The organism is Variovorax sp. P4_B10, from assembly GCF_056402375.1.
Genome location: NZ_JBFUHN010000024.1, coordinates 58784 through 80992, shown reverse-complemented (window position 1 = coordinate 80992; position 22209 = coordinate 58784). Strand labels below are relative to the sequence as shown.

24 protein-coding genes and 1 riboswitch are annotated in these 22209 nt (G+C 67.0%); of the genes, 7 read left to right on the top strand and 17 right to left on the bottom strand.

Translation table 11 applies throughout. The features are described from left to right. From AC1DXX_RS13760 to AC1DXX_RS13750, 3 genes are all read left to right on the top strand, one after another. Positions 1-588: peptidase dimerization domain-containing protein (locus AC1DXX_RS13760; RefSeq protein ID WP_478134758.1), on the top strand; the 588-nt coding region annotated here is incomplete at its 5' end. A gap of 101 nt (positions 589-689) precedes the next feature. Next, a complete protein-coding gene (locus tag AC1DXX_RS13755; protein WP_478134757.1) occupies positions 690-1151 on the top strand; it encodes a YidB family protein in 462 nt (153 codons plus the stop codon). A gap of 145 nt (positions 1152-1296) precedes the next feature. Beyond that, entirely contained in the window at positions 1297-2472 is a 1176-nt protein-coding gene (locus tag AC1DXX_RS13750; protein WP_478134756.1) for an MFS transporter, read from the top strand. A 9-nt stretch (positions 2473-2481) separates the two neighbouring features. Here AC1DXX_RS13750 and AC1DXX_RS13745 read toward each other — a convergent pair whose 3' ends face one another. Together AC1DXX_RS13745 and AC1DXX_RS13740 are read right to left on the bottom strand one after the other, a co-directional pair. Further along, complete coding sequence (locus AC1DXX_RS13745) at positions 2482-3336, bottom strand: lysophospholipase (RefSeq protein ID WP_478134755.1); 855 nt, start codon at positions 3334-3336, stop codon at positions 2482-2484. Next, positions 3333-4844, bottom strand: coding sequence for a M20 family metallopeptidase (locus AC1DXX_RS13740; protein ID WP_478134754.1), 1512 nt, complete (start codon positions 4842-4844; stop codon positions 3333-3335). Before AC1DXX_RS13740 ends, AC1DXX_RS13745 begins: the two co-directional genes overlap by 4 nt. 92 nt (positions 4845-4936) lie before the next feature. Here AC1DXX_RS13740 and AC1DXX_RS13735 point away from each other — a divergent pair, with 92 nt between their 5' ends. Then, positions 4937-5740, top strand: coding sequence for a DUF72 domain-containing protein (locus AC1DXX_RS13735; RefSeq protein ID WP_478134753.1), 804 nt, complete (start codon positions 4937-4939; stop codon positions 5738-5740). A gap of 3 nt (positions 5741-5743) precedes the next feature. Here AC1DXX_RS13735 and AC1DXX_RS13730 read toward each other — a convergent pair whose 3' ends face one another. Beyond that, positions 5744-6256, bottom strand: a complete 513-nt coding sequence (locus AC1DXX_RS13730; protein WP_478134752.1) for a bactofilin family protein — start codon at positions 6254-6256, stop codon at positions 5744-5746. 136 nt (positions 6257-6392) lie between these two features. Here AC1DXX_RS13730 and AC1DXX_RS13725 point away from each other — a divergent pair, with 136 nt between their 5' ends. Beyond that, positions 6393-7325 carry an ion transporter gene (locus AC1DXX_RS13725; RefSeq protein ID WP_478134751.1) on the top strand — a complete coding sequence of 311 codons (933 nt, stop codon included), beginning with the start codon at positions 6393-6395 and terminating at the stop codon, positions 7323-7325. On the opposite strand, the gene AC1DXX_RS13720 is transcribed toward AC1DXX_RS13725, so the two are convergent. The 4 genes from AC1DXX_RS13720 to AC1DXX_RS13705 all read right to left on the bottom strand — a co-directional run bounded on the left by AC1DXX_RS13720 (position 7270) and on the right by AC1DXX_RS13705 (position 10350). Next, positions 7270-7857, bottom strand: a complete 588-nt coding sequence (locus tag AC1DXX_RS13720; RefSeq protein WP_478134750.1) for an IMPACT family protein — start codon at positions 7855-7857, stop codon at positions 7270-7272. The genes AC1DXX_RS13725 and AC1DXX_RS13720 overlap by 56 nt on opposite strands. A gap of 16 nt (positions 7858-7873) precedes the next feature. Continuing rightward, positions 7874-8461, bottom strand: coding sequence for a methionine biosynthesis protein MetW (metW, locus tag AC1DXX_RS13715; RefSeq protein WP_435499374.1), 588 nt, complete (start codon positions 8459-8461; stop codon positions 7874-7876). After that, on the bottom strand, positions 8458-9612 hold the full coding sequence (gene metX / locus AC1DXX_RS13710) for a homoserine O-succinyltransferase MetX (RefSeq protein WP_478134749.1): 1155 nt from the start codon (positions 9610-9612) through the stop codon (positions 8458-8460). The genes metW and metX overlap by 4 nt, the downstream gene beginning before the upstream one ends. Positions 9613-9786: 174 nt before the next feature. Next, complete coding sequence (locus AC1DXX_RS13705) at positions 9787-10350, bottom strand: TMEM165/GDT1 family protein (protein WP_478134748.1); 564 nt, start codon at positions 10348-10350, stop codon at positions 9787-9789. Positions 10351-10367: 17 nt separating this feature from the next. Next, positions 10368-10546: riboswitch (yybP-ykoY riboswitch) on the bottom strand. Positions 10547-10808: 262 nt separating this feature from the next. Between AC1DXX_RS13705 and AC1DXX_RS13700 the strand changes: the two genes are divergently transcribed. After that, positions 10809-11345, top strand: coding sequence for an RNA recognition motif domain-containing protein (locus AC1DXX_RS13700; protein WP_478134747.1), 537 nt, complete (start codon positions 10809-10811; stop codon positions 11343-11345). Between the two features lie 106 nt (positions 11346-11451). On the opposite strand, the gene AC1DXX_RS13695 is transcribed toward AC1DXX_RS13700, so the two are convergent. From AC1DXX_RS13695 to AC1DXX_RS13680, 4 genes are read right to left on the bottom strand one after another with little or no spacing between them, the layout of a single operon-like run. Beyond that, the gene (locus AC1DXX_RS13695; RefSeq protein ID WP_478134746.1) at positions 11452-12234 is read right to left on the bottom strand and encodes an SDR family oxidoreductase; all 783 of its coding nucleotides are present in this window, start codon (positions 12232-12234) and stop codon (positions 11452-11454) included. A gap of 26 nt (positions 12235-12260) precedes the next feature. Then, complete coding sequence (lptC, locus tag AC1DXX_RS13690; RefSeq protein WP_478134745.1) at positions 12261-12914, bottom strand: LPS export ABC transporter periplasmic protein LptC; 654 nt, start codon at positions 12912-12914, stop codon at positions 12261-12263. Continuing rightward, positions 12911-13459 carry a KdsC family phosphatase gene (locus AC1DXX_RS13685; RefSeq protein ID WP_478134744.1) on the bottom strand — a complete coding sequence of 183 codons (549 nt, stop codon included), beginning with the start codon at positions 13457-13459 and terminating at the stop codon, positions 12911-12913. The genes lptC and AC1DXX_RS13685 overlap by 4 nt, the downstream gene beginning before the upstream one ends. Then, complete coding sequence (locus AC1DXX_RS13680) at positions 13459-14460, bottom strand: KpsF/GutQ family sugar-phosphate isomerase (RefSeq protein WP_478134743.1); 1002 nt, start codon at positions 14458-14460, stop codon at positions 13459-13461. The genes AC1DXX_RS13685 and AC1DXX_RS13680 overlap by 1 nt, the downstream gene beginning before the upstream one ends. A 155-nt stretch (positions 14461-14615) precedes the next feature. On the opposite strand from AC1DXX_RS13680, the gene AC1DXX_RS13675 reads away from it, so the two are divergent. Beyond that, on the top strand, positions 14616-16601 hold the full coding sequence (locus AC1DXX_RS13675; protein WP_478134742.1) for a monovalent cation:proton antiporter family protein: 1986 nt from the start codon (positions 14616-14618) through the stop codon (positions 16599-16601). Positions 16602-16706: 105 nt separating this feature from the next. Here AC1DXX_RS13675 and AC1DXX_RS13670 read toward each other — a convergent pair whose 3' ends face one another. From AC1DXX_RS13670 to AC1DXX_RS13645, 6 genes are all read right to left on the bottom strand, one after another. Next, complete coding sequence (locus tag AC1DXX_RS13670) at positions 16707-17384, bottom strand: hypothetical protein (RefSeq protein WP_478134741.1); 678 nt, start codon at positions 17382-17384, stop codon at positions 16707-16709. A gap of 356 nt (positions 17385-17740) precedes the next feature. Continuing rightward, positions 17741-18202, bottom strand: coding sequence for a Crp/Fnr family transcriptional regulator (locus AC1DXX_RS13665; RefSeq protein ID WP_478134740.1), 462 nt, complete (start codon positions 18200-18202; stop codon positions 17741-17743). 101 nt (positions 18203-18303) lie between these two features. Then, complete coding sequence (mnmE, locus tag AC1DXX_RS13660; RefSeq protein WP_478134739.1) at positions 18304-19713, bottom strand: tRNA uridine-5-carboxymethylaminomethyl(34) synthesis GTPase MnmE; 1410 nt, start codon at positions 19711-19713, stop codon at positions 18304-18306. A gap of 89 nt (positions 19714-19802) precedes the next feature. Then, positions 19803-21494 carry a membrane protein insertase YidC gene (gene yidC / locus AC1DXX_RS13655; protein ID WP_478134738.1) on the bottom strand — a complete coding sequence of 564 codons (1692 nt, stop codon included), beginning with the start codon at positions 21492-21494 and terminating at the stop codon, positions 19803-19805. Next, a complete protein-coding gene (gene yidD / locus AC1DXX_RS13650) occupies positions 21491-21778 on the bottom strand; it encodes a membrane protein insertion efficiency factor YidD (protein ID WP_013544365.1) in 288 nt (95 codons plus the stop codon). Before yidD ends, yidC begins: the two co-directional genes overlap by 4 nt. After that, the gene (locus tag AC1DXX_RS13645; protein WP_478134737.1) at positions 21775-22182 is read right to left on the bottom strand and encodes a ribonuclease P protein component; all 408 of its coding nucleotides are present in this window, start codon (positions 22180-22182) and stop codon (positions 21775-21777) included. Before AC1DXX_RS13645 ends, yidD begins: the two co-directional genes overlap by 4 nt. Between the last annotated feature and the right edge of the window lie 27 nt (positions 22183-22209).

The window sequence follows — 22209 nt, the reverse complement described above, 5'->3', positions numbered from 1 at the left end:
ATCCACGGCATGGGCCGCGCGATCGCCAAGATCGCCGAGGTCCGCACGCCCAGCTTCCCGAAGACCACGTTCACGGTCGGCACCGTGGGTGGCGGCACCTCGGTCAACACCATCGCGCCCGATGCGCGCATGGCGGTCGACATCCGTTCGGACGACATGGCCTCGCTGCTCGAAACCGAGAAGAAGATCCTCGCGGCCATCGACGAGGCCGTGGTCGAAGAGAACAAGCGCTGGAACGTGACGACGCTGAGCGCGAGCCACAAGCTGATCGGCGACCGGCCCGGCGGCCGCACTCCCTCCGACTCGGCGATCGTCGAGGCCGCCGTTCGCTCGCACACCGCCTTCGGCCAGAAGACGCTGCTGCGCGGCGGCAGCACCGATGCCAACGTTCCGATCTCGCTGGGCATCCCGGCCATCATCGTCGGCGGCGGCGGCAAGTCCGCCGGTTCCCATGCGTTGAGCGAGTCGATCGACGTGACAGATGCATGGAAAGGCGCGCAGAATTCGCTCGTGACCGTGCTGGGACTCGTGGGCGTGCAGGGGGTCACTCCTGCGTTGTTGCCCAAACGGCCGGCACGTACCAAGTAATTTGTCACGTTGCAAGTTCGAAAGTGGGCACTCCACTTCCGGCTTGTAGTCCGTCGCGCGGGAAAATGCGGGCGGTTCTGTCACACATCAAGGAAATGGCCATGGGATTGCTCGACTCGGTACTCGGTCAAGTGCTAGGAGGCGCTGCGCAACAGCAGCAACCGCAAGGCGGAGGCATCGGGGGATTGGGAGATCTCGGCGGCCTGGCCGGCGCACTGGGCGGCCTGCTTGCCAACAACGGCGGTCAAGGCGGCTTGGGCGGCCTGGTCTCGAAGTTCGAGCAGGCCGGCATGGGCGATGTCATCGGCTCGTGGATCGGCAAGGGGGAAAACCAGCCGGTCTCCGGCGACCAGCTGCAAAACGCGCTGGGCAGCGACACCATCGCCAGCATCGCCGCCAAGCTCGGCATCAACGCGCAAACGTTGCTGCCGATGCTGGCCACCATGCTGCCGGCCCTCATCGACCAGCTCACGCCGCATGGCAAGGTGCCCGACCAGGGGCTCGGAAACAACGAAGACCTGCTGGGTTCGCTCAGCGGCCTGCTGCAAGGCAAGCAATCCTGAGCGAGGCCTGCCTCATCAAGGATTCCAGCGCCCGCGAGGGCGCTTTTTCTTGCCCGCTTCCTGGCCGATTCCGGCTGGCGCAACAGGCTCGAATCACGTAGAACCTCAGCCTCCGATCCCCGATTCAATCCAGCCGTCCCTCTCCATGAACCGCAACCTCTGGCTGCTCGCCATCTGCCAGGGCCTGTTCCTGACCAACAACGTCACCTTCATCGCCATCAACGGGCTGGTGGGCCTGAGCATCGCGCCCCGGGGCTGGATGGCGACGCTGCCGGTCATGGGCTATGTGGTGGGCGGTGCGCTCACCACGGGGCTGGTGGCGCGCACGCAGCAGCGCTTCGGGCGCCGCGGGTCGTTCCAGATCGGGCTGGCGGTGGCGCTCGGGTCGGCGTTGCTGTGCGCATTCGCAGCGATCTCGAAAAACTTCTGGCTGCTGTGCTTCGCGACGGTGGTGGCCGGCTACTACAACGCCAATGCCGGGCTCTACCGCTTTGCGGCGGCCGAGCTGGCGGCGCCGGCATGGCGCGAGAAGGCGGTGTCGGTGGTGATGGCCGGCGGGCTGATCGGCGCGGTGGCGGGGCCCAATCTCGCTGCCGCCACGCGCGAAGCGTTTGCCGTGCCGTTCGCAGGCGCCTACATCGCGCTGGCAGCGGTGGCGCTGCTGTCGATGGTGGTGATGCGCTTCATCGACTTCCCGGCCACGCTGACCCGCCAGCAGGCCCTGGGCGGACGGCCGCTGGCAGAAATCATGCGGCAGCCGGTGTTCATCGTCGCCGCTGCGGCGGGCGCACTCGGCTATGGCGTGATGAACCTGCTGATGGCGGCCACGCCGATCGCGATGCAGATCTGCAGCCTGCCTTTTTCCGATGCCGCGCTGGTGCTCGAATGGCACGTGATCGGCATGTTCGCGCCGGGCTTCTTCACCGGCCACCTGATTCGCCGTTTCGGCGCGCTGCCCGTGATGGGTGTCGGGCTGGTGCTCAATTTCAGCTGCATCGCGGTTGCGCTGTCGGGCGTGGAGCTGCAGCACTTCCTCGTGGCGCTGTGCCTGCTGGGCGTGGGCTGGAATTTCCTCTTCACCGGCAGCACGACGCTCTCGCTCACGGCCTACACGGCGGAAGAGCGCGACCGGGCCCAGGGCGCGCTCAACTTCTGCGTGTTCGCAACGCTGGCGCTGACCTCGTTCGCCTCGGGCGTTCTGGTCACGACACAGGGCTGGCAGTTGCTGAACTACGGCTCGCTGGTGCCGGTGGTGCTGACGGGCGCAGCGCTGCTGTGGCTTGCGCAGACGCGGCGGCGCGCGGCCGCCGCCAACGCCTGAAACGCTCCGTTAGTTCGGCGGGAAGCGCTCGTCGAGCCAGCGCTTCAGCGCGGCGAACACCGGCTCGGCGTCCAGCTCGTTGAAGATCTCGTGGTACAGGGTCTCGAAGCACTGCGCTTCGACCATGCCGCTGGGCGCGGCCGCGGCCGCAAACGCGCGGCTCGCAGCCGGCATCACGAGGCGATCGCCACCCGCATAGACCAGCAGCGTGGGAACCGGCCAACGCGCCGCCGCCTGCTGCACCGTGGCCCCTTCGTAGGCCAGAAAGCGCGCAAGCCGGCTGCCGATGCGGTCATGCGTGAGCGGATCGTCACGATAGGCCTGCACCACGGCGCGGTCGTGCGAGAGATAGTTGTCGTCCAGCCCGTTGCCGACGCGCAGGTTCGGCGCAATGCGCGGCAGCACCGTGAGCAGCGCTTTCTGGAACCCGCTCAGCCCCGGATCGAGTCCCGGCGACGACAGCACCAGCCCGTCGACCGGCCGCACCCCGCGCGCCACCAGGCTCGCCGCGACCAGCCCACCCAGGCTGTGGCCCAGCAGCACCAGCGGCAGCCCGGGGTTCTCGCGGCGCGCATCGTCGATCACCAGCGCGAGGTCATCGAGCAGCCGAAGCTCGCTCGGCAATCCACCGCGCGCGCCCGTCGATTCGCCGTGTCCGTGATGGTCGTGCGCCCATACCGCAAAGCCCCATTCGTGCAGGAACTCCGCCAGCGCGTGGTAGCGGCCGGCGTGCTCGCCGAGCCCGTGCACCACCACGACCACCGCCCGCGCCGGGCCGGGCGCGGGCAGGCGGCGCAGGGCCAGCGTCTCACCGTCCGGCGTGGACAGCGACACGCGCTGCGGCAAGGGTAGCGCTTCGTTCAAGCCGCCACCGGCTCCGCGGCAGCGGCGCGGTGCGCAGCCGGCAAGGCCGCAATCACCTCGGCCACGGCGGCCGTCAGCTTCTTGGCATAGGGCACATGCAGGAACTCGTTGGGTCCGTGCGCATTGCTCTTCGGGCCAAGCACGCCGCACACCATCATCTGGGCCTTCGGGAAGCCGGCGCTCAGCATGTTCATCAGCGGGATCGTGCCGCCCTGGCCGATGTAGCCGCAGGACGCGCCGAAGTGCGCCTGCGACGCCTTGTTGAGCGCGTCCTCGAACCACGGCGTGATCGTCGGCGCATTCCAACCGGTGGCGCCGCCGTTGCTTTCGAAGGTGACGCGGGCCTGATAGGGCGCGTTGTCCTCGAGCAGCGTCTTGAGGTTCTGCACCGCCTCGGCCGCATCGATCAGCGGCGGCAGGCGCAGCGAGAGCTTGAACGCGGTATAGGGGCGCAGCACGTTGCCCGCATCCTTCAGCGCCGGGAAGCCTTCGGCGCCGGTCACCGACAGCGTGGGCTTCCAGGTGCGGTTGAGCAGCGCCTCCACCGGGTCGGTGGTGGTCGGCAGCGCGAACATGGTCGAGCCGCCGCAGTCGTAGTGCGCCCACGGAAAACGCTTGTAGACCTCCTCGCCGAGGATCGCGGCGGTGGCCCTGGCTTGCGCCAGGCGGTCGGCCGGCACTTCGCAATGGAAGCTCGCGGGCAGCAGGCGGCCGGTGGCGCTGTCTTCCAGACGGTCGAGCACCTGCCGCATGATGCGGAAGCTCGAAGGCACGAGCCCCGATGCGTCGCCCGAATGGATGCCTTCGGTCAGCACCTCGACCTTGAGCGTGCCGCTGGCCATGCCGCGCAGCGAGGTGGTGAGCCACAGCTGGTCATAGTTGCCGGCGCCGGAGTCGAGGCAGATCACCAGCTCGACATTGCCCAACCGGGGACGCAGTGCGTCGACGTACGGCAGCAGGTCGTAGGAGCCGCTTTCCTCGCAGGTCTCGATCAGGCCCACGATGCGCGGATGCGCCGCGCCCTGGTTCTTGAGCGCCTGAAGCGCGGCGATGCTGGCGTAGACCGCATAGCCGTCGTCGGCGCCGCCGCGGCCGTAGAGCAGGCCGTTCTCGTACTTGGGCGTCCAGGGGCCGAGGTCGTTGCGCCAGCCGGTGAACTCGGGTTGCTTGTCGAGATGGCCGTACATCAACACGGTTTCGCTCATGTCGGTGCCGGTGGCCGGCACTTCGAAGAACAGCACGGGCGTGCGACCTTCGAGGCGCACGATCTCGAGCTTCAGGCCCTCGACCTTCTGCGCCTCGACCCAGGTGGCGGCGTTGCGCAGCACGGTGTCGAGATAGCCATTGGCCGACCACTCCTTGTCGAAGCCGGGCGACTTGGCGGGAATGGCGATGTAGTCGGTGAGTTGCCTGAGGATATCGCCGTCCCATTGGGCGGTGACGTCGGAGAGGGCGCGCTCGGCGTCGAGCGTGCCGGCGGGCATTTCGCGGTGCAGGGGGGCGTTCATCGGGGAGTTCTCCGCGGGTGACGAAAAAATCGCATTTTGCGCCTCGCAGCGACCGCGCGTAGAGTGCGGGCGATCTCAACCCGGAGCGCAATGTGAGCAAGGCAACAACGACTCGGACCCAGGTGGATATCAAGGTGGGTATTGGCGGCTGGACCTACGAGCCCTGGCGCGACAACTTCTATCCCAAGGGGCTCGCGCACGCCAGGGAGTTGGGCTATGCCAGCCGCAAGGTGAGTGCCATCGAGATCAACGGCACCTACTACAGCACCTTCAAGCCCGAGAACTTCCGCAAGTGGCACGACGAGACGCCGGACGACTTCATGTTCTCGCTCAAGGCCTCGCGCTTTGCGACCAACCGCAAGCTGCTGTCGACCGCCGAAGACTCGATCAAGCGCTTCATCGAGAGCGGCGTCGTCGAGCTCGGCGACAAGCTCGGGCCCATCGTGTGGCAGTTCATGCCCACCAAGCAGTTCGACGCGGAAGACTTCGAGGCTTTTCTCCAGCTGCTGCCGAAGAAGGAGGGCAGCCGCACGCTGCGCCACGTGATGGACGTGCGGCACGAGAGCTTCATCACGCCCGCCTACAAGGCGCTTGCGAAGAAGCACAAGGTCTCGACCGTGTTCACCGACGCCGACAAGTTTCCGTCGTTCGAAGAGCCCGAGGGCGATTTCGCCTATGCGCGGCTGATGATGGCCAACGCCAGGCTCAAGACGGGCTACGGGCCCAAGGCGCTCGACACCTGGGCCGAGCGCGCGCAGGGGTGGGCCGAGTCGCCAGAGAAGCGCGACGTGTTCGTGTACTTCATCAACGGCGCCAAAGAAAAGGCACCGGCCGCGGCCGGTGCCCTGCTGGAGCGCCTTGGATGGAAGCCGCCGGCCGAGACCGGGGCGGCCTGAAGATCAGGAAGAAGTCTTGGCGGCGCCGAAGCTGATCTCGCCCGACACCTGACCGCCTTCTTCGACCACGATCTTGCCGTAGCGGATCTTGCCGGTGACCTTGCCGGTCGAATGGATCACCAGCTTTTCGCGCACCGTGAGATTGCCGTCGAAGACGCCCCGGATTTCAGCGATGTCTATATCGGCCGAGCCCTTGAACTCGCCTTGTTCGGCGATCTGCATCAGGCGCGAGTCCATGGTGGCCTCGACCAGGCCTTCGACCACGAGCGTGTCGCAATCGGTGATCTCGACGCCCTTGAGCTTGATGTTCGGGCCGACGGTGAGCTTGCTGCCACCTTCCTTGGCCGGCGCGGTGTTGGCCGCCGCGGACAGGCCGCCTTGCTGCGCAGTCAACGAGGAGGGATTGACGGGTGTACCGGAGAGATTGGTGCCCGAACCGACCAGCGGTGCGGGGCGGGATGTCAACGAGTCGGTGTCACGATCACGCTTGCCGAAGAAGGGGGACTGTGTAGCCAAAGGGGAGCTCCTCAAGAAAGGGCCTATCGTAAGAACGCACTCACGGCTTGCAGCACTTCATTGCGCAATAAGCGTAACCGAATAAGTCGCCAGCGACATGACAATGTCCGGCCATGCGACCCTCAGGCCCTGGAAGATGCCCCTTTCGAACACCTCTGCCTCCGAAGCGCCTGCGCGCTCCCTCTCGTCCAGCTCCGATTTCCGCTTCGACAAGCCCGCCAGGGGCTGGCGGCGCACGCTGTTCACGGTGATCTTCGAGGCCGACACCCGTGCGGGGCTGCTGTTCGACCTGGCGCTGATCGCGGTGATCGTGACCAGCGTGCTGGTGGTGATCCTCGACAGCGTGCAGCCGATCCGCGAGCAATGGCGGCCGGTGTTCAATGCGCTCGAGTGGGTGTTCACGATTCTCTTCACGCTCGAATACATCGCGCGGCTCTCGTGCGTGAACAAGCCCCTGCGCTACGCGCTGAGCTTCTACGGCGTGATCGACCTGCTGGCACTGCTGCCGACCTTCCTGGTGGCGTTCGCGCCCGAAATGGCCTACCTGATCGACGTGCGCGTCCTGCGGTTGCTGCGCGTGTTCCGGATCTTCAAGCTTTCGCGCTACTCGGTGGAGTACCGCGCACTGGTGTCGGCCGTGGCCTCGAGCCGCCGGAAGATCACGGTGTTCGTCGGCTTCGTGATGCTGGTGGTGCTGGTGATGGGCACGCTGATGTACGTGGTCGAAGGGCCGGTGCACGGCTTCACGAGCATTCCGGTGGCGATCTATTGGGCCATCTCGACCATGGCCACGGTGGGCTTCGGCGACCTCGTGCCCAAGACCGACCTGGGCCGCACGATCGCCTCGGTGATGATGCTGCTGGGCTGGGGCGTGCTGGCGGTGCCCACGGGCATCGTGACCGCGGAGATGGCGCGGCGCGGGCCCGATGACGATGCGGCGCCGGTCGCGCTGGCGCCGCGCGGCATCCTGGCGATGACACCGCCTTCGGCGTCGACCGCCCCGCCGCGGCGGCTCACTCCGGCAGCCAGACGACGCGCCCTTGCGCAGCATCGCCGAGGCGCGCGATGAAGGCGTCGGCGTCGGGCTCGGGAAGCATGAAGGCGACGTGCACCTCGTCGCCATGCTGCACGCCGTCGAGCACAGCGCCGGCCGCAGCCAGCTCACGCCGCACCAACCCTTCGAGTGCGTAGGGCACGGTGCATCGCAAGCTGCGCTGGCGCACCAGCGGCACGAGCGTGGCGCCGAGCAGGGCCTGCGCCACGGCATCGGTATAGGCCCGCACCAGGCCACCCGCACCGAGCTTGACGCCGCCGAAGTAGCGCACCACCGTCGCGAGTGCGCCCTCGATCTGCTGATGCCGCAGCACTTCGAGCATCGGGCGCCCGGCCGTGCCGCCCGGCTCCCCGTCATCGTTGGCCGCGGACTGGCCGCCGGCCATCAGCGCCCAGCACACATGCGCGGCGGCAGGGTGCTGCGTGCGCAGCGACGCGACCACGGCCTGCGCGGCCGCGCGATCGGCCACCGGCTGCACGCAGCCGATGAACCGGCTCTTCTTGATGACCAGCTCGCTGTGAACCGGTTGCGCCAGCGTGAAGCTCATCCGACGCGGTCTGCGCTCAGCCGCCCCGCTCGAACTTGAAGACGGCGGTGCTGGCCCGCGCGTTGGGCAGCCAGCGAACATCGCGCCCATCCTGCAGGCCGAAGGCGTCCAGCACGCGCAGGTTGTTCTTGCCGGCCAGCACCTCGAAATCCTTGAAGGTGCCGACGCGGATGTTGGGCGTGTCGTACCACTGGTAGGGCAGGCGGCGCGTCACCGGCATGCGGCCGCGCGCGACGCTGAGGCGGTTGGGCCAATGCGCGAAGTTGGGGAAGGCGACGATGCCGATGCGGCCGACGCGCGCCGTTTCGCGCAGCATGACCTCGGCATTGCGCAGATGCTGCAGCGTGTCGATCTGCAGCACCACATCGAAGGAGGCGTCGTCGAACATCGCGAGGCCTTCGTCGAGGTTGAGCTGGATCACGTCGACGCCGCGGCGGATGCACTGCAGCACATTGCCGTCGGCGATTTCGACGCCGTAGCCGGTGCAGCCGCGCTCGCGCTGGAGCAGGTCGAGCAGCGCGCCGTCGCCGCAGCCGAGGTCGAGCACGCGCGCGCCCTCCGGCACGAGTGCGGCAATCAATCGTTGGTTGTCGAGGTCGCTCATCGGATTTCCTGCGCCACGCGTTCGAAGTAGGACCGCACCACGCCGATGTAGCGCACGTCGTCGAGCAGGAAGGCGTCGTGGCCGTGCGGCGCATCGATTTCGGCGTAGCTCACGTTGCGCCGGTTCTCGAGCAGCGCCTCGACCAGTTCGCGGCTGCGCGCGGGCGAGAAGCGCCAGTCGGTCTTGAAGCTCACGAGCAGGAACTTGGCGGTGGCCTGCGCCAGCGCCGTGCTGAGCTTGCCGCCGTGGCTGCGCGCGGGGTCGAAGTAGTCGAGGGCGCGCGTGATCAGCAGGTAGGTGTTGGCGTCGAAGTACTCGCTGAACTTGTCGCCCTGGTAGCGGAGGTAGCTTTCGATCTGGAACTCGACGTCCTGCGTGGAATAGCGGTAGTCGAGGCCCGCCGCCTCGCCCTCGACGGCGCTGCGCAGAATGCGCCCGAACTTCTCGTTCATCACGTCGTCGCTGAGGTAGGTGATGTGGCCGATCATCCGCGCGATGCGCAAGCCGCGCTTGGGGATCACGCCGTGCTGGTAGAAGTGGCCGCCGTGGAAGTCGGGGTCGGTCACGATGGCGCGGCGCGCGACCTCGTTGAAGGCGATGTTCTCGGCCGTGAGATTCGGGGCGCTGGCCACCACCACGGCGTGCCGCACGCGGTCGGGGTATTGCAGCGTCCAGGAGAGCGCCTGCATGCCGCCGAGGCTGCCGCCCATCACGGCCGCGAGCGTGCGGATGCCGAGCGCGTCGAGCAGCACGGCCTGGGCGTCGACCCAGTCCTCGACCGTCACCACGGGGAAGTCGGCGCCGTAGACGCGGCCAGTGGCGGGGTTGACGTGCATCGGACCGGTCGAGCCGAAGCAGGAGCCGAGGTTGTTGACGCCGATCACGAAAAAGCGGTCGGTGTCGACCGGTTTGCCGGGACCCACCATGTTGTCCCACCAGCCTTCGGAGCGGGCCTGGCCTTCGTAGACGCCCGCGACGTGGTGCGAGGCATTGAGCGCATGGCACACCAGCACCGCATTGCTGCGGTCGGCGTTCAGCGTGCCATAGGTCTCGTAGGCGAGTGTGTAGTCGCTGATCGACGTGCCGCTGCGCAGGGCCAGCGGGCCTGCGAACTGCATCGACTGCGAAGTGACGACCAAAGGTGACGGCATGAATGAAAAAACCCGGCCTCGCCAAAAACGAGCCGGGTTCGGCAGCCGTCTTTAGCAGAATTTATAAAGCGCCCGCAAGCTGAAGCAAATCGGCGCAAGGCACAGTATATCCCCCAGGCTGCGCGCACTGCGAAGCCGGTTCCGCGGTGTTCCTGGAAAGGGGCCGCTCCCCTGTTACCAGCCGATGATCATCACGATGCCGAGCAGGAGGAAGATCGCGGCCGAGATGCCGTGCACCAGCTTGATCGGCACGCGCCGCACGATCTTGTCGCCGAGCCACACGACCGGCGCGTTGGCCAGCATCATCCCCAGCGTGGTGCCGGCGACGACCCAGACGTAGTCCTGCGTGAAGCGGGCGGCGAGCATGACCGTGGCGATCTGGGTCTTGTCGCCCATCTCGGCGAGGAAAAACGCGATCAGGGTGGTGCCGAAGACTCCGAAATGCGAGGCGCCGGGGGCGTCGTCATCGTCGAGCTTGTCGGGGATCAGCATCCAGACGGCCATCGCAATGAAAGAACCGCCAAGAATCCAGCGCAGGACTTCGGGGCCGAGCCAGCGGGTGACGTAGTTGCCGACGGCACCGGCCAGGGCGTGGTTGACGACGGTGGCAGCGAAGATGCCGAGGACGATCGGCCAGGGCTTCCTGAAACGGGCCGCGAGAAGAAGAGCCAGGAGTTGGGTCTTGTCGCCCATTTCGGCGAGCGCAACCACGCCGGTTGCAACCAGAAAAGCTTCCATGATGGATGTGGGGTTCCTTGGGCCGAAGGACGCAATTGACCGTGCAACACCTTCGGCCATAGTCCCGAAGTTGCACGGTCAAAGGTCTCGCCAGGTGTATTCACTGCACGCGCCATGTCCCGTGTGGGGCAGGACAAGTCTGTTGACGCGGGCCCTTCTCGAAAGCGGAAGGCGGCTACTCCCCAATGACGGGGCGGATTCTACCTGTAACGCCAATCACTTCATTCGGATCGCGTAAGCGTGCGCTAGCTTCTTATTGTTTTAGAGGTGCTACTCCAAGACGCAAATTCATGCTTGCTTTTTGGATATTTCACCCATAATGCACGAGCCTCCCTCTTCATTTTTTGGTCGGGGGGTAGTTCGGTGATCGGTCAGTTTCGCGCGACTCGACGGCTCTCGTTTGAGTGATGCTTTCGGGACTCCATCGCTTTTCTTGATGTGTTTATAGGAGTCCCTCGATGGGCAACAAACTGTACGTCGGCAACCTGCCTTACTCGGTGCGCGACGGTGATCTCGAACAGGCATTCGGGCAGTTCGGCGCAGTGACCAGCGCCAAGGTCATGATGGAACGCGACACCGGTCGCTCGAAGGGCTTCGGCTTCGTCGAGATGGGCAGTGACGCCGAAGCGCAAGCTGCCATCAACGGCATGAACGGCCAACCTCTGGGCGGCCGCAGCGTCGTCGTCAATGAAGCACGTCCCATGGAAGCACGTCCCCCGCGCAGCGGTGGTGGCGGCTACGGCGGCGGCGGTGGTGGTTATGGCGGCGGTGGTGGCGGTGGCTACGGCGGCGGTGGTGGCGGCTACGGCGGCGGCGGCGGTGGTCGCTCCGGCGGTGGCGGCGGCTACGGCGGCGGTGGTGGCCGCAGTGGTGGCGGCGGTGGTGGCGATGGCGGTTTCCGCAGCCCCTACGGCGCAGGCCCCCGTGGCGGTGGCGGCGGTGGCCGCTCCGGCGGTGGTGGTGGCTACGGCGGCGGTGGCAACAGCGGCTACTAAGCCCTGCACACCTCAAACAAAAGATAAAAGGCTCCTTCGGGAGCCTTTTTCATGGGGGATTCGCGGAACCCATCGGGCAAGCAGCCCGTGGCAGCGGAAGGATCGATCAGCTTTCGCTGCTGCGCTTCTTGCGGGCGCGGCCCTGCACGGCACGGTCGAGCAGCGCGTTCGGCAGCATGCGCATGATCTTGGCGATCACGCCCATCTGCCAGGGAATCACGCGGTAGCTGGTGCCAGCCTCGATGGCGCGCAGCGCCTGGTCGGCAAAGTCCTCGGCCTTCATGAGGAAGGGCATGCCGTAGCGGTTGCCCTGTGTCAGCGGCGTGTCGATGTACCCCGGGCAGAGCGTGACGACCTTCACGCCGCTCTTGTGCAGTTCGCCGCGCAGGCTCTCGCAGTACGCGACCACGCCGGCTTTGCTGGCGCAATAGGCCCCGTGCCCCGGCAGTCCGCGAATGGCAGCGACACTCCCGATCCCGACCAGCCGACCACTGCCGCGCAGCCGCATCGCCGTCAGGAAAGGGTGGAAGGTGGCCATCAGGCCCACGTTGTTGGTCGCGAAGGTCCGGGCCATCACGTCGATGTCTTCGCGCTCCGCGGTGTCGACGCCCACACTGATGCCGGCGTTGGCGATCACCACGTCGGGCAGCCCCTGGCGCTCGATGCAGGCGGCGCCGGCAGCCACGATGCTGTCTGTCTGCGCCACGTCCGCGCTGTATATCTGATAGCGCCCCGCATCCAATTGGCGAGTGCTGGCCCACGATTCGATCTCGGCCGTGCGCCGGGCAACCAGCGCCAGCCGATAGCCTGCGTCGTAGAAACTCGCTGCCAGGGCCTGGCCGATACCGCTCGACGCGCCGGTGATGAAGACAAGCGGGGACGTGGTCATAGGTGGGTGTCGGTGTCTTCTCTTCTTCAGCGCGACTTGCCGCCCGCTGCAGCCGCCGACGGCACCAGGAGACCGCGCACGCGGCCGGTCAGGTTGGCCACGCCGCTCAGGTTGTCGTAGTCGAGGTTGTCGGCGGTGAACTGGTCGGTGCCGCGGATGAGCGTGACCGGCTTGTTCGACGTCACCCGCTCGGTGTCGAGAAAGGCGTGCAGGAAGTCGCCGCGGAATTCGAGGCGCGGCGTCGGCTTGCCGTTGGCGCCCACGGAGGGGTCGCGGATCACGATGGCGTTGCCGAAGAGCTGAAGCTCGCTGCCGTCGGAATTCGAGAGGCCGCGGTTGGCCGTGGCGTGGGTCGTGTAGCCCTGCGGCGACACCGAGCGCATGCGCACATCGTCGACCTCGACGGTGTCGGTATCCGGGTAGTGCCGGCCTTCCTTGCCATGGAGCTCGCTGCGCAGGTCGCCGTTGGGCAGGAAGTTCTTGATCACGAAGTCGCGCATGAAATAGTCGGGTTCATGCGTGGGCGTGGCCTTGGCGGTGGGCGCCAGCAGCTTGGGCGCATTGCGCACCAGCCAGTAGGTGCCGAGCGCGACGGCCGCCGCCAGGATGATCGGCAGGTAGATCGTCGCGCGGTCGAGGACGTCGCGCACCAGGCTCCATGCGCTTTTCAGGTTGTTCATGGGTTCGGGCCTCGCGCGGCGTCGAGCAGGCGCCGGTACTGGCCGCAGGCCGTCAACAGCAGATCGCAGAATTCGCGCGCCGCGCCTTCGCCGCCACGTGCCTGGGTGACGTAGCGCGCGATGCCGCGCACTTCGACGTGCGCATTGGCCGGCGCCGCCGCAAAGCCGACACGCGTCAGCACCGGCAGGTCGGGCCAATCGTCGCCGATGGCCGCGGCCTGCGCCCAGCTGAAGCCGAGCTGCGCGAGCATGGCTTCGGCGGCAGGCAGCTTGTCTTCGGTGCCATAGCGCACATGCTCGATGCCGAGCGCTTCGAGCCGCACGCGCAGCGGCTTGGAATCGCGCCCCGTGATCACGGCCGGCGTGATGCCGGCCAGGCGCAGCAGCTTGAGGCCGTAGCCGTCGAGGATGCTGAAGCGCTTGAGCGTTTCGCCGTGTTCGGTGAAGTAGACGCCGCCATCGGTCAGCACGCCGTCGATGTCGAAGAAGACGATGCGTACATCCTGCGCGGCGAGCAATGTCTCGGCCTGGAACTCGAGCGGCATCAAATGACCTTCGCGCGCATCAGGTCGTTGATGGTCAATGCGCCGATCAGCAGGCCCGCCGCATCGATGACCAGCACGCTGGTGATGCGGTGGTCTTCCATCAGCTCGGCAGCCTCGACGGCCAGCGCGTCGGCGCGCAGCGTGCGGGGACCGGGATGCATGACATCGGCGGCCGTCAGGGCGCGCAGGTCGGCGCCGGTCTCGACCTTCCGGCGCAGGTCGCCATCGGTGAAGATGCCGATCGCGCGGCCGGTGGCATCGACCACGGCGGTGGCACCCAGCCCCTTGGAACTCATCTCGCGCATCAGCTCGCTCAGGGTGGCGGTGGGCCCGACGCGCGGCACTTCGTCGCCCGAGCGCATCACGTCGCTCACATGGGTGAGCAGCTTGCGGCCGAGCGCGCCGCCCGGATGCGAGCGCGCGAAGTCCTCGGAGCCGAAGCCGCGCGCGTCGAGCAGCGCCACGGCCAGCGCATCGCCCATCGCCATCTGGGCAGTGGTGCTCGCGGTGGGGGCAAGGTTGAGCGGGCAGGCTTCCTTGGAGACGCCGGCGTCGATCACGATATCGGCATGGCGTGCGAGGGTGGAGTCGAGGCGGCCGGTCATGCCGATCAGCGGCACGCCCTGGCGCTTGACGACCGGCAGGATCACGGTGAGTTCATCGACTTCGCCGCTGTTGGAAATCGCGAGCACCAGATCGACCGACTTGATCATGCCGAGATCGCCGTGGCTGGCCTCGGCCGGATGCACGAACATCGCGGGCGTGCCGGTGGAGGCGAGGGTGGCGGCGATCTTGCGGCCGACATGGCCGCTCTTGCCCATGCCCATCACGACCACGCGGCCGCGAACTTCGAGGATCTTGCGCACGGCATCGACAAAGCTGGGGCCGACCCGGTTCTTCAGACCGAGGACGGCTTCGGCTTCGATGTCGAAGGTGATGCGTGCCCGAGCCAGGATGGCTTCGGGATCGACCACATGGGCCGGGGCGGGGCGGGAGCTCATTGGCCGATTTTACGGGCCGCAGGCTATGCCCCCACGCTCGGCACTTCGTGCCCTCGCTGCTCCCCCGAGGGGCCGCTCGCGCCTTGGGGCGGCCCGGCGACGCGCGGTACCCTCCCGACCGCGCGCGCACGACTCTTGCTCTAGCATCGGCACCCATGTCTTCGTTCGATCTCACGCTGTTGTATTTGCTGGCCGCGGTGATCGGCGTGGTGGTCTGCCGGTCGCTGAAGCTGCCGCCGATGCTGGGCTATCTTTCGGCAGGTGTGCTGATCGGGCCGCATGCGCTTGCATTGACGCAGAACTCCGAGGGCATCCGGCACCTGGGCGAGTTCGGCGTCGTGTTCCTGATGTTCGTGATCGGGCTCGAATTCAGCCTGCCCAAGTTGCGGTCGATGCGCAAGCATGTGTTCGGGCTCGGCCTGTTGCAGGTGCTGCTGACAATGGCCATCGCCACGGTAGGAGCGCTCGTCATCGCCACGCAGCTGCCGCCGGCCTGGCGCCTGGGCTGGCAGACGGCGTTGGCGCTGTCGGCCGCGCTGACCATGAGCAGCACCGCCATCGTGGTCAAGCTGATGGCCGAGCGGCTCGAACTCGAAAGCGAGCACGGCAAGCGCGTGATGGGCGTGCTGCTGTTCCAGGACCTGGCGGTGGTGCCGTTGCTGGTGCTGATTCCTGCACTCGGCGCGCCGCCCGAGGCGCTGGCCAAGGCACTGGGCCTGGCGCTGGTGAAGGCGACCTTCCTGATCGGCGTGCTGCTCTACGGCGGGCCGCGCGTGATGCGCTGGTGGCTCACCATCGTCGCCCGGCGGCGCAGCGAAGAGCTCTTCATCCTGAACGTGCTGCTGATCACGCTGGGGCTCGCCTGGCTCACCGAACTGGCCGGCCTGAGTCTCGCGCTGGGTGCATTCATCGCCGGCATGCTGGTGTCGGAGACCGAATACAAGCACCAGGTCGAGACCGACATCCGCCCCTTCCACGATGTGCTGCTGGGGCTGTTCTTCATCACGGTCGGCATGTCGCTCGATTGGCACATCGTGGTCGACCGCTGGCTGCTGGTGTGCGTGCTGCTGCTGGTGCCGCTGGCGTTCAAGCTCGCGCTGGTGACGGTACTGGCGCGGGTGCTGGGCGCGACCTCGGGCGTGTCGCTGCGCACCGGACTCTATCTTGCGCAGGCCGGCGAGTTCGGCTTCGTGCTGCTGACGCTCGCGCAGGAGCGCAGCCTGCTGCCGCCCTGGCTCGCGAACCCGGTGCTGGCCTCGATGGTGCTGTCGATGCTCGCCACGCCGTTCATCATCATGTACAGCAACGCCATCGTGCGAAAGCTGGTGGCGAGCGACTGGCTGCAGCAGTCGCTGCAGATGACGAGCATCGCGCGAAAGACCATCAACACCGCAAAGCATGTGATCATCTGCGGCTACGGGCGCTGCGGCCAGAACCTGGCGCGCATCCTCGAGCGCGAGGGCATTCCGTACATGGCGCTCGACCTCGACCCCGACCGCGTGCGGCAAGCCGCCGCCGCCGGCGACTCGGTGGTGTTCGGCGACGCAGCACGGCTGCAGGCGCTGATGGCCGCCGGCCTGGCGCGCGCCAGCGCCGTGGTCGTGACCTACCTCGACGTGCCGGGCGCCATGAAGGTGCTGGCCAACACCCGCGCCCATGCGCCGCATGTGCCGGTGATCGTGCGCACCCAGGACGACCACGACCTCGAGAAACTGCAGGCAGCCGGCGCGACCGAGGTCGTGCCCGAGGCGATCGAAGGTTCGCTGATGCTCGCAAGCCACGCGCTGGCGCTGGTCGGCGTGCCGATGCGGCGCGTGATCCGCGTGGTGCAGGACCAGCGCGACGCGCGCTACAACCTGCTGCGCGGCTATTTCCACGGCGCCGACGACGACAACGCAGACGAGATCGACCACGAACGGCTCAACAGCTTCACCCTCACGCCGGGCGCGCGGGCGGTCGGCCAGACGCTGGAGCGGATGGCGCTGGAGACGCTGGGCGTTCGCGTCGCCAGCCTGCGGCGTCAGGATGGCCAGGCCCGCGTGCCCACCGACGAGACGGTGCTGACGGATGGCGACACGCTGGTGTTGTCCGGCAAGCCCGCCGCCTTGGCCATCGCGATCGAGCGCCTGCAAAAAGGCTGAGTTTCCTTCGGGAATACTGCGGAACCGGCTTCGCCGGGCCGCTGGTATTGCCCCCGGTAGGGGGAAGGCGAAGCGACACGAAGTGCGCGCAGCCTGGGGGCGAGCTCAGTTGATTAGCGTGGGGTTGCGCTTCTCTTCTTCGATGCGCTGCTGACGGCGAACGGCTTCGCACTGCGCATGGGTCTTGTACTCGGGCTTGAGGCACTGGGCAGCCATGCACTGCGCCTTGGCGATGAAGTTGCGATCGCCGCACATGGCCTGCGGATCGGAGGGAGCGGCCGGGGCCGGTGGCGGCGGTGCCGCTGCAACGGCTGGTGCCGGCGCCTCGGAAGCCGCAAGCTGCGGGGCCGCATTCGCCTGCTTGCGCGGCTTGGCGGCAGGCGCAGGTTTGGCGGCTGCAACCGGGGCCGGCGGCGACGTTTCTGCCGTGGGAGGTTCGACGGCTGGCGCCTCCGGTGCCACAGGCGCGGCAGGCGGTTGCTCGGCCGCCGGCGGTGCGGCAGCAGCAGGTGCGGGTGCAGGCGCGGAAACGGGCGGCGGCACCTCCTCGACCGACTCCGATGCCTTGCCGGTTCCATAGCCATACCAGCCCGCGACGATCATCACCACCGCGACCACCAGCAAGCCGAGCCACAGCAGGAGGCCGCGCGAGCGCAACGGCGGTTCGGCGGGCTCGGGGGGACGTGGAATCTTGACCCGCGCCCTCTTTCGCTCGGACCGCTCGCGGCGGGACGACGACGATGAACGCGGCAAGGGCGGCAGCGGCGGCTGGCCGGGCGCCATGATCACGGTTCGTTCGTCGGCCCGCGCGGCAGGCGCCTTCCCGAAAATCGAGCGCGAAAACACAGGCTCGGGAAGGTCGACAAGTGGCGCCGGAATCGTCGGCGCGCGCAACTGGGCAGGTGCGGTGGCAGCCCACTCCCGGTCGTCCGGGCTGGGGGGAGGGGGAATCCGGGGGGCTGTCGCGGACAGCGTGACGCCACAGCTTCTGCAGAAATTCGCGCCCTCACGGTTTTCCGTGCTGCAGATCGGACAGATCAAGGCCATGGCTTACTTGCTAACTACTCTCGGGATCCAAAACAAAAACTGGCTGCCGGCGTGGCCTGCATCTCGGGGTCTGGCTGCGGGTCGAAGGAGCCTCAGGTCACGGCGACGCGCTTGGAGCGGTGCGCCATGCGCTTGGCAATCACGGCGCCGAGCGCCATCGCGATTTCCAGTGCGAGATTGGGCTGTCGGTTGGACATTTCCGCAAACCGGATCGCCGTGAGCCGCCAGACGCGGCCTGCACCGGTGACCACCACATTGGCCGAATGCGGCTGGCGCGAGAAGAAAGCGCCTTCACCCACCACCGAGCCAGGCGTGAGCACGGCGAGCCGCATCTGCTCCTTGCTGCTGACGCGGTGCACGCTGATGGCGCCGCTCTCGACGAAGAACACCGAGCGGTCCGGCGTGTTCTGCTCGATCAGCACATCGCCGACACCGGTGTCGATGGGCTGCAAGTAGCCGGCCAGCGTTTCCCATTGCTGGACGTTGAACGTCAACGCAAAAGCGTCGGTGCTCGTGTTTTCCGCGATGGCGCGGCTCAGGTTCTGGATGGACATGTTTTTATCGGCCCCCGCATGTGAGCCGAAGTATCCGCGATGGCCATGGGATTCGGCTACAAGTGTTTACGTTTTCTCGGGTGGGACGTCGCTATCTGTCGCTATTTCCCGATACAGAAGCGCGAAAAGATGACGCCCAGCAGATCGTCGGCACCGAATTCCCCAGTGATCTCGTTGAGCGCGTTCTGGGCAAGGCGCAATTCCTCGGCCAGCAGATCGAGCAACTGGGCCTGGGCCGCCAGGTGGCTGGCAGCCAGCGCGAGGTGCGTCTCGACCCGGCTCAGCGCCTGCACATGACGCGCCCGCGCGAGGTAGACGCCTTCGGGCACGGCCTGCCAGCCGGCCACGGCAAGCAGCTGTTCGCGCAGCGCCTCGATGCCGAGACCCGTCTTCGCGGACAGCGCAACGCCCTGGGCAAGGCTGGCGGTCGGTGCCGCGTCCTGCTTGTTCCAGACATCGAGCACCGGCACGCTGGCAGGCAGCTTGCCCCGGAGCCCGCGCAGGATCTCCGCATCGGCCGCGATGTAGTCCGGCATGCCGGCGCGCGTCAGGTCGTGCAGGAACAGCACGGCATCGGCGCTTTCGATCTGCCCCCAGGCGCGCGCCACGCCGATCTGCTCGACCTCGTCGCTGCTCTCGCGCAGGCCCGCGGTGTCGGCCACATGCAGCGGCACGCCGTGGATCTGGATGGTCTGCGAGACCACGTCGCGCGTGGTGCCGGCCACCGCGCTCACGATGGCCAGCTCGGCGCCGGCCAGGGCGTTGAGCAGCGAACTCTTGCCTGCGTTGGGCTGGCCCGCGATCACGACCTTGATGCCTTCGCGCAGCAGCGCTCCTTGCTTCGCGCGTTGCTGCACCGCCGCCAGTTGCGCCTGCAACTTCAGCAGTTGCCCGGCCGCATCGGCCTTTTGAAGAAAATCGATTTCCTCTTCCGGGAAGTCGAGCGTGGCCTCGACCAGCATGCGCAAGTGGATCAACGCATCGCGCAGGGTGTGGATCTCGCGCGAGAAGGCGCCCGACAGCGAGCGGCCCGCACTTCGCGCAGCCGCTTCGGTGCTGGCGTCGATCAGGTCGGCAATCGCCTCGGCCTGGGCGAGGTCGATCTTGCCGTTGAGGAAGGCGCGCTGGCTGAACTCGCCGGGCTCCGCCACGCGCAGGCCGGGCAGGCGGGGCCGGCCAGTGACCGGATCGGCTTCGGCAGCGGCCTCGAGGCAGCGCGCCAGCAGCAGCTGCAGCACGACCGCGCCGCCATGCGCCTGCAGCTCGAGCACGTCCTCGCCGGTGAAGGAATTCGGCGAGGGGAAGTGGATCGCCAGACCGTGGTCGACCGGCTCGCCGTCGGCATCCCGGAACGGCAGGTAGGCCGCTTCGCGTGGCTTGAGGACGCGGCCGCAGATCGCATCAATGAGCGGTGCCAGTCTGGCGCCGGATACCCGCACGATGCCCACGGCCCCGCGCCCCGAGGCGGTGGCGATGGCGACGATGGGATCGGTGGTGCGGGCGAACGTCATGGAAGCGCAATTCTTTCAGCAAAAAGGAAAAAGGGCCGCGGATGCGGCCCTTTGGGGGTGTTTGCGGGTGGCGCAGAGCCGATGCCGGCTTATTTGCCCAGCACGCCCAGCCGCTTGTTGATGAACCACTGCTGCGCGATCGACAGCACGTTGTTCGTGATCCAGTACAGCACCAGGCCGGCCGGGAAGAAGATGAACATCACGCTGAACGCGAGCGGCATGATCCACATCAGCTTGGCCTGCATCGGATCGGGCGGCGTCGGGTTGAGCCAGGTCTGGAACAGCGAGGTGGCCGTCATCACGATCGGCAGGATGTACCAGGGGTCCGGCGCCGACAGGTCGGTGATCCAGCCGATCCACGGTGCGTGGCGCATTTCGACCGACGAGAGCAGCACCCAGTAGAGCGCGATGAACACCGGGATCTGGATCACGATCGGGAAGCAACCGCCCATCGGGTTGACCTTCTCGGTCTTGTAGATCCGCATCATTTCCTGCTGCATCTCTTGCGGCTTGTCCTTCAGCCGCTCGCGCATTTCCATGATCTTGGGGTTGATGGCCTTCATCTTGGCCATGCTGGCGTAGGCCTTGGCGTTGAGCCAGTAGAAGGCCGCCTTCAGCAGCACCACCAGCGCCACGATGGCCCAGCCCCAGTTGCCCAGGATGCCGTGCAGCTGGTTGAGCAGCCAGTAGAGCGGCTTGGAGATGATCGCGAAGATGCCGTAGTCCTTGACCAGGTCCAGGCCTGGCGCGATGGCTTCGAGCTTCTTTTCTTCCTCGGGGCCAGCGAACAGCGCGCTGTTCACGACCTGGGTCGCGCCCGGGGCGATCTTCGGCAGCGTGGCCACCATGGCGACGGTGAAAAGGTTGTCGCCCAGGTCCTTCACGCGGAACTCGCGGCGCAGTTGCTCGCTGGCCGGGTCGCCCTTGAGCAGCCAGGCCGACACGAAGTAGTGCTGGACCATCGCGATCCAGCCGTCGTTGGCCGGCGGCGGCGGTTCGATCTTGCCCTTGGCGATGTCCTTGAAGTCGAGCTTGTGGAACTTCTTCTCGTTGGTGTACGCGGCCGGGCCGGTGAAGGTGTTGGTGCCGAACATCGTGCCCGCAGCCACCGTGCCGTGGCGCAGCAACTGCATGTAGAGCTGTGCGTCGCGCGGCTGGTCGCTCACATTGACGATCTCGTGGCGCACGCCGATGGTGTAGTCGCCGCGCTTGAACAGATAGGTCTTGACGTACTTCAGGCCGCCGACGGGTGCGCTTTCGAAGCCCACTTCCAGCGTGTTCTGGCCGTCGGCCATTTCGCGCGGACCGGCCTTCGCCGTCATCGGCGTCAGGTGGTTGGGGAAGCGCTCGCCGGTGTCGACCGGGTTCAGCAGGCCGGTCTGCGCCACGTAGCGCGTGGCCGGCACACCGTTTTCGAACAGCACCACGTGCTTGGTGCGATCGGTCTCGTCGTACTTCAGCAGCTCGAGGTGGTTGACCGTGCCGCCTTCGCTGTCGATCACCGCCTTGAACAGGTCGGTGGTCACGCTGACCTGCTCACGGGGTGCGGCCGGCGTGGTTTGCGTGGGCACGGCGCCTGCGTTGCCGCTGGCAGCAGACGCGGTCGGCACGCCGTTGCTTGCGGCGGGCGTGGTGCCTGCCGGGGCGGTGGCCACGGCAGCCGGCTTGCTCGACGGCAGGAAGGTCGGCTTGTTGCCGTTGAAGACCTGCCATTGGTCCCACAGCAGCACCAGCGAGAAACCAAAAATCACCCACAGGATCGTGCGGCGGATATCGTTCATGACGAAGACTTCTTGTCGGAGGAGAGAAGAGACGAAAACAGCGAGCCTGACTTGTCAGTGCGACACGGTGATTTCGGTGGAACCGGATCGTGGCCGCCCTGGCACCAGGGCTGGCAGCGCGCGATGCGGTGCAGAGTGAGGTAGCTGCCCTTGAGCGCGCCGTGCACTTCCAGCGCCTCGATCGAATACACGGAGCAGGTCGGCGTGAAGCGGCACGACTGGCCGAGCCAGGGGCTCAGCAGCAGGCGGTAGCCCTTCACGAGGCCGATCAGCAGGCGTTTCATGGGGAAGAGGAAAAAGAGGGCGACGATGAGCGTGCGGCCCGCGCCAGCAATTGCTGGAGTTCGGCGCGCACGGCCCCCTTGAGCTTGTCCGAGGAGGCGCTCACGAATTCCTTGCGATCGAAGCCCGCGCGCAGCCGCACCACGTGCGCAGCACGGGGCAGGCCGACGTCGGGCGCGGCACTCACGGTATAGATCTGGCGCTTGATGGCATTGCGCGTGACAGCACGGCGCGCCCAGCGCTTGGGCACCATGGCGCCCAGCCAGACATCATCGGACGCGAACAGCGGTGCCGCACTCGACGAAAGATCGAGCGCACAGCGGTGCAATGCGAAATGAGCAGTGCGCGCCACGGTGGCACCTGCGAGGACGGCCTGGAATTGCGCGCGGGTCTTGAGCCGCTGCATGGAAGCCGAGCCGCGTCCGTCGTTACT